The organism is Nocardioides guangzhouensis, from assembly GCF_004519545.1.
Lineage (GTDB): Bacteria > Actinomycetota > Actinomycetes > Propionibacteriales > Nocardioidaceae > Nocardioides > Nocardioides guangzhouensis.
Map to the genome: position 1 here is coordinate 45,051 of NZ_SDKM01000034.1, position 6,407 is coordinate 51,457.

5 protein-coding genes are annotated in these 6,407 nt (G+C 75.1%); 1 reads left to right on the top strand and 4 read right to left on the bottom strand.

Annotation, left to right across the window (positions count from 1 at the left end; genetic code table 11):
- Positions 1-219: 219 nt before the first annotated feature.
- The 4 genes from EKO23_RS19485 to EKO23_RS19500 all read right to left on the bottom strand — a co-directional run bounded on the left by EKO23_RS19485 (position 220) and on the right by EKO23_RS19500 (position 5,864).
- Entirely contained in the window at positions 220-954 is a 735-nt protein-coding gene (locus EKO23_RS19485) for a methyltransferase (RefSeq protein ID WP_134719804.1), read from the bottom strand.
- A gap of 142 nt (positions 955-1,096) precedes the next feature.
- Positions 1,097-5,041, bottom strand: coding sequence for a DNA polymerase III subunit alpha (locus EKO23_RS19490; protein ID WP_134719806.1), 3,945 nt, complete (start codon positions 5,039-5,041; stop codon positions 1,097-1,099).
- Positions 5,034-5,504, bottom strand: coding sequence for an SAV_6107 family HEPN domain-containing protein (locus EKO23_RS19495; protein ID WP_134719808.1), 471 nt, complete (start codon positions 5,502-5,504; stop codon positions 5,034-5,036). The genes EKO23_RS19490 and EKO23_RS19495 overlap by 8 nt, the downstream gene beginning before the upstream one ends.
- A 9-nt stretch (positions 5,505-5,513) precedes the next feature.
- Positions 5,514-5,864 (bottom strand): DUF6504 family protein, encoded by a 351-nt coding sequence (locus EKO23_RS19500; protein WP_134719810.1) that lies wholly within the window; start codon positions 5,862-5,864, stop codon positions 5,514-5,516.
- A gap of 344 nt (positions 5,865-6,208) precedes the next feature.
- On the opposite strand from EKO23_RS19500, the gene EKO23_RS19505 reads away from it, so the two are divergent.
- Positions 6,209-6,407, top strand: a 199-nt coding sequence (locus EKO23_RS19505; protein WP_217702709.1) for a hypothetical protein, incomplete at its 3' end; no start/stop codon positions are given.

Below are 6,407 nucleotides of genomic sequence, written 5' to 3' on the forward strand. Positions count from 1 at the left end.
ACCTTCGGGGCGGGGCGGTCCGGCCGGCGGCGGTCTCGTGCCACTGGGACCGGGCCGAGGTGGGATCCGGCGGCCTGTCGGTCCGGACGCACGTCGAGTCGGCGCCGACCCGCACCCCTCACCGCCGAGCAGTCGAGTCCGGCCCGGGCCGGGGCCCGGCGTGGGCCCCTACCGGCCCGGCCCGTCCCGCCGCCGATCGATGTCCGCAGGACCTCGGGGTCAGTGGGTGGCCAGGACGTGGACCTGGGTGGCGAGGGGGAGGTACTCGGGGCGCGTGGACACGGCGCGCTCGAGGTCGACGAGGGCCCGGGTGGAGCCGGGCTCGAGGTCGAGCAGGGAGCCGGGGACCAGGTCGGCGAAGACGCGGACGCCGTGCACGGAGCGGGTGGTGAAGTGGGCGGTGTCGAGGAGGCCGGTGATCTCCTCGAGGGTGAACCGGCGGCCGGAGCGGCCGACCGGCTCGGTGCCGTCGAGCAGCCCGTGGGCGGCGGTGAAGTGGCCGGCCATGGCCCGGGCGACCACGGCGGCGTGGCGCTGGGCGACCAGCAGGCTGAGGGTGCCACCGGGGCGGAGCACCTCGCCGATCGTGGCCAGTGCGGCGCCGGGGTCGTCGACGTACTCGAGGACGCCGTGGCAGAGCACCACGTCCACCCCGCCGGCGGGGACCACGTCGAGCAGGCTGGACAGGTCGCCCTGCTGGCCGGCGACCCGGTCGGCGACGCCGCTCTCCTGGGCGCGCCGGTCGAGCGCGGCGAGCGCGTCGGGGCTGGGGTCGATGACCGAGACCCGGTGACCGAGCTCAGCGACCCGGACCGCGAAGCCGCCGGTGCCGCCGCCGATGTCGAGGAAGTCCCCGGGGGCGTCGAGCACCGACCGCAGGGCCTCCCACACGACCGCGGTGCGGGTGGCTGCCCGCCGTTCGCTGGGCCGCTCGGAACGTTCGGTGGCTGCCATGGCAGCAACCCTAGTGGGCGACTGAGTCGAGCGAGGCGGTGTCCTGAGGAGGGCCGCCAGGCCCGTCTCGAAGGGGACGAGCGAGCGACCGAGCCCACCAGACGAAACAGTGGGCGACGAACCGCCCCGGGGCGGCGGTCGTTCATCCGGCGCTCCCCGGGCTGCGGTGCCACAGCTTGCGGGCGACCTGGCGGGTCTCCTCGCCGGCCGGCTTGATGTCGGAGTACGGCGACATCCGGAAGCCGCTGGAGTGCACCAGCACCCGGCGCCGACCCATGCCGCCGGCAGTGCCGCGGGTGGCGGCGTGCGGCGCGTCACCGTCGGCGCCCTCGAAGCTCTGCGGGGCTGACATGACCGGCCGGGTGGCCCGGCTCTCGGCCGCGCCGGCGACCGCGCGCTCCACCCCGACCCCGGCGAACCCGTCGGGCACCACGGCCATCGCCTCGTGCACCGCCGCGATCCCCTCGCGCTGCCACAGGGCGTGCAGCACCGGCAGCTCCCAGCAGCCGGTGGCGCGGAGGGAGACCCCGCGACGGCCGGTACGGCGCAGCTCGCCGCGGACCACCAGCAGCCAGGAGTGGAAGACGGTGGCGGCGTACGGGCCCTGGGCGTCCTCGAAGAACGTCGCGTCGACCGGGCCGGTGGCGTCGTCGAGGGTCAGGAAGATGACCCGGCGCCCGGACCGGATCGGCGGCGTCTGGGTGGCGACCTTGACCCCGGCGACCAGCAGCTCGGCCTTGCTGCGCTGACGCAGGAGGTCCTTGCTGCGGGTGGCGCCGAGCGCGTCGAGGAACTCGGTGTAGGACTCCACGACGTGCCGGCTCGCGTCGAGGCCGAGGATCTCGAGCTCGGCGCGCATGCGCTCCTCGGCGTCCATCTCGGGCAGCCCGCTGGCCTCGCCCTCCCGCGGCTCGTCGCCGAGGTCGAGGGTGAGCTGGACCGAGGTGACCGGTTCGGGGGCCCGGGTCGCCTGCGACTGCGCGGCCGCCTGCGCCCAGATCCCCGGCGAGGCGAGCGCGTGCCGCTCGACCGGCGCCGCGCTCTCGCGGTCCAGCGCGTCGGTGCTGTTGCGGGCGGCGGCCTCCTCGACCCGCGCCCGGGCCGTCGAGGCCGGCGTCGCCGGAAGCCCCCGGACCTGGGCGGCGACCCGACGCCCGGCCAGCCCCCGACCCCGCCCGGCCCGCTCCACCGCACGGGCGTGCAGGTCGAGCTCGGCGACCTGCAGCAGCAGGTCACGCCGGGTGACCGTGCCCCGGCGGCTGATCCCGCCGGGCAGCCCGATGCCGTAGACGCTGTCGAACCCGCCGGCCAGCACCAGCCGCTCGGCCACCGGCCGGGACACCCGCGCGCGGTGCCAGAAGTCGGTGAGCGAGTGGTAGGGACGGGCGGCCACCACCCGGTCGACCTCGGCCTCGCTGATCCCCTTCACCTCCGACAGCGCCAGCCGGATGCCGTAGCCGGAGCCGTCGGGAAGCCCTGACGGCTCCGTGGGAGCGGGGGGCCACGCCTCCGCAGTCGGCTCCGCCTCCCCGAGCCGCTCGACGACGTACTCCTTCTGCGAGGCGTTGACGTCGAGGCCGAGCACGGTGATCCCGAGCTGGCGGGCGTCCTCGAGGATGAGGCGCTTGGGGTACATGCCGGGGTCGTGGGTGAGCACCCCGGACAGGAAGTGCGCCGGCCAGTGCGCCTTGAGCCAGGCGGACTGGTACGTCGGGAGGGCGAACGCCGCGGCGTGCGCCTTGCAGAAGCCGAACGACGCGAACGCCTCGAGGACCGTCCAGATCTGCTCGACCACCCGCGGGGAGTACCCCAGTGCGAGCGCCCGCGGGAAGAACCACAGGCGGGTCTCGGCCATCCCCTCGACGTCGCCGAGGGCCCGCCGCTTCTCGTCGGCCTCGGCGTAGGAGATGCCGGCGAACCGGGCGATGATCTCGATGACCTGCTCGTGGAAGACCACCACCCCGTGGGTCTCGCCGAGGATCGGGCGCAGGTCGTCGTGGAGGTAGGACGGGGACCGCCAGCCCTGCTTGGCCTCGAGGTACGGCGTGATCATGTCGCTCTTGACCGGCCCCGGCCGGAACAGCGAGATGTCGGTGATGATGTCCTCGAAGGACTCGATGCCGGACTTGCCGACCAGCTCCCGCTGCCCCGGCGACTCGATCTGGAACACGCCCAGGGTCTTGGACTGGCTGATCATGGAGTACGTCGGGTCGTCCTCGAACGGCACCTGCACCCGGTCCTCGAGGTCGACCACCACCCCGTCGACCCGCTCGATCTCCTGCAAGGCGTGCGCCATCGAGGACTGCATGCGGATGCCGAGCACGTCGAGCTTGAGCAGGCCGAGGTCCTCGACGTCGTCCTTGTCGAACTGGCTCATCGGGAACCCGGCGAAGGACGCCTCCACCGGCGTGCGGTCGAGCAGGGTCGCGTCGGAGAGCAGCACCCCGCACGGGTGCACCGCGATGTGACGGGGCAGCCCGTCGAGCCGCTCGACGAGGCGGAACATCAGGTCGAGCCGCTCCTCCCCCAGCCCGCTCGCGCGCAGCTCGGGCAGCTCCCGCAGCGCCACCCGGGCGTCGCGGGCACGGATGTGCGGGAACGCCTTGGCGATCGCGTCGGTCTCGCCCGGCGGCATGCCCAGCGCGGCGCCGACGTCGCGGACCGCGTGGCGCACGCGGTAGGTGTCCATCATCGAGACGCACACGCACCGCTCGCCGCCGTAGCGGTCGAGGATCGCGCGGTAGACGTCGAGCCGGCGCGCGGACTCCACGTCGACGTCGATGTCGGGCAGGTCCTGGCGCAGCGGCGAGAGGAACCGCTCCATCAGCAGCCCGTGCCGGATCGGGTCGACCCCGGAGACCCCGAGCAGGTAGTTGACCAGGCTGCCGGCGCCGGACCCGCGGGCGGCGGCCCGTACCCCCATCTCCGCGATCAGGTCGGTGACGTCGGCGACGGTGAGGAAGTAGGAGGCGTAGCCCAGGCCGCGGATCACCTCCAGCTCGTCGTCGAGCCGCTTCCAGATCCGCTGCCGGGGGGCGTTGCCGTAGCGCCACCCGATCGCCCCCTCGCAGCGCTCCCGGAGCAGCCGGTCGGCGTCGGCCGCGACCCCGCCGCCGGTGAACTCCAGGTCGGGGAAGTGCACCTCGCCCAGCCCGAGGTCGGCCCGGGGGTCGAGCGCCGCCCGGTCGCCGGTGAGCCGGGTGCGGGCCAGCAGCCGCACCGCCTCGCGCTCCCCCAGCCCGGCGAACCGGCACACCTCCTCGGCCACCTCGAGCATCTGCTTGCCGGACTTGAGGAACCCCTCGGCGTTGCCGCGGTCGACGTGGCGCAGGTCGAGCGCCACCAGCCGGCGCGCGGCGTCGAGCACGTCGACGGTCGGCGCGTCGAGCCGGTCGGCGTAGCGGACCGCGTTGCTGAGCACCGCGCCCAACCCGGCCTCCCGCGCCACCCCCAGCATCCGCGCGGCGTGCGGCGAGGAGCCGGGGCCGTGGCCGGGCAGCCGGTGGGAGACCGCCTCGACCAGCAGGTTGCCCGCGGGCACGATCTCGCGCCACCGGTCGAGCACCGCCCGGGCCCGGTCGTCGCGGCGCTCGGTCGCGGCCGCACCGAGGGTCGAGCCCGGGCCGAGCAGCACCAGCACGTCACCGCCGGCCACGTGCTCGGCGACCAGGTCCGGGGTGGTCACCGGACGCCCCCGCTCTCCCGCGAGCTGGGTCGCCGACACCAGCCGGCACACCGCGGCCCAGCCGTCCCGGCTCAGGGCCAGGAAGGTGGCCCGGGGCAGCCGCGGGTCGCGGAACGCCCCGCCCCGGACCGGGGTGCGGCCCGGCGCCGGGCGGCCCGCCCCGACGACTCCCGGCCCACCGGGGTCGGCGTACGCGAGGTCCACCCCGAGCGCCGGCCGCATCCCCGCGGCCAGGCACGCCTTGGCGAACTTCACCGCACCGTAGGTGCCGTCGCGGTCGGTGAGCGCGAGCGTGTCCATCCCCTGCTCGGCGGCGCGCTCGACGAGGACGTGGGGGTGGGAGGCGCCGTACTGCAGGGAGTAGCCCGACGCCACGTGCAGGTGGACGAACGGGTCAGGCACTGCGCACGCCTCCGCGCCCCATCGAGTGCGCGGCTCCGCCACGCCAGGGGATCTGCTGCTCGAACGACACGTGCGGCGCCAGCCCGAGTGCCTGCTCGACGACCGCGAGGAAACGGTCGGCCTCGCGGACCAGGTCGTCGGCCTCGCGCTCGGTGACCGCGCGGACCGAGCCGGCCTCGGCGGCGGCCCGCTTGGAGGCCCCGGAGGCGAAGAACGCCGCCCACTCGCTGAGCTCGGGGGCCACCTCGGCGAGCAGCACCCAGGCGTTCTTCTGGCCACGGCGGCGGGTGGTGGTCGCCGGGGCCGCCCGGGCGGCCAGCAGCGCGGCGGCCGCCCGCAGCGCGGCGACGTGGGCGAAGGCGTAGCGGGCGGGCACCTCGGAGGTGGTGATCGCCTCGCGCAGCGACTCCGCGGACCGCTCGAGGTAGGCGTGGGTGGTGGCGGGGAGCGTGTAGGGATTCACCGGTCCCCCTCAGTCCGCGCAGCCGACGAGCTGCCAGTGGCCGTCGGACCAGGAGAAGGACAGGTCGAACACCCCGGCGCTGGTCATGCCGGCGCCGGCCTCGACCCGCCACATCTCGCGCTCCGCGAGCAGGTCGTGCCCGACCGGCGACGGGGCCACCGACGGCTCCTCGGCGAACGCGTCGTCGGTGCCGACCACCGCCCGCACCCCCGAGGACTGCCACCACGGCCCGGTCTCCACCCAGTGCGCGAGCACGTCGCGCACCTTCCACAGCCGGCCCCGCCACAGGAACTGCTCGGGCGCCTCCTGGCTGCCCACCATCCCCTTGCGGACCTCTACGGGATCGTCGTACCGGCGCATCTCGCTTCCTCTCCCCCGGTCCCTCGACCGGGACTCGTGAACCAGCCTTCGACCCCGCCCTGTCCGACCCCTCGGCGCCACCTGTCGGTGGCATGTGGTGATGCTGTGCCGCGTCAGCGGGAACCCCGGCGGGGGCGGGGGTCGAGGTCGCCCCCACCGGAGTGGTGTTCGAACACCTGTTCGAACAATCAGAACGGTACACCTCCCCACCGACAACGCGTCAACGGATCGACGGAAAATCCGGCGGTCCCGGGAACCGGGCGGTCCGCTCGTGCCTCGTGTGCACAGGAGCAGCAGTCGACATGCGGAGCCGCCACCGCCACGGAGGCGCGAAAGGGGTCGTCATGAACCGACGCCGGACCACCCACGCCGTGCCCGTCGGGCTGGCGGCGACGGCGCTCGCGCTGGGGGCGTGCAGCGCCGACTCCACCGCCGGCGACGCCTCGCCCGCCGGGGCCGGCCGGACCACCCGCCCGACCTCCAGCGCCACGCCGACCGCCCCGGACGCCGTCCGGGCGTTGTCGGGGACCGGTGAGGTGAAGG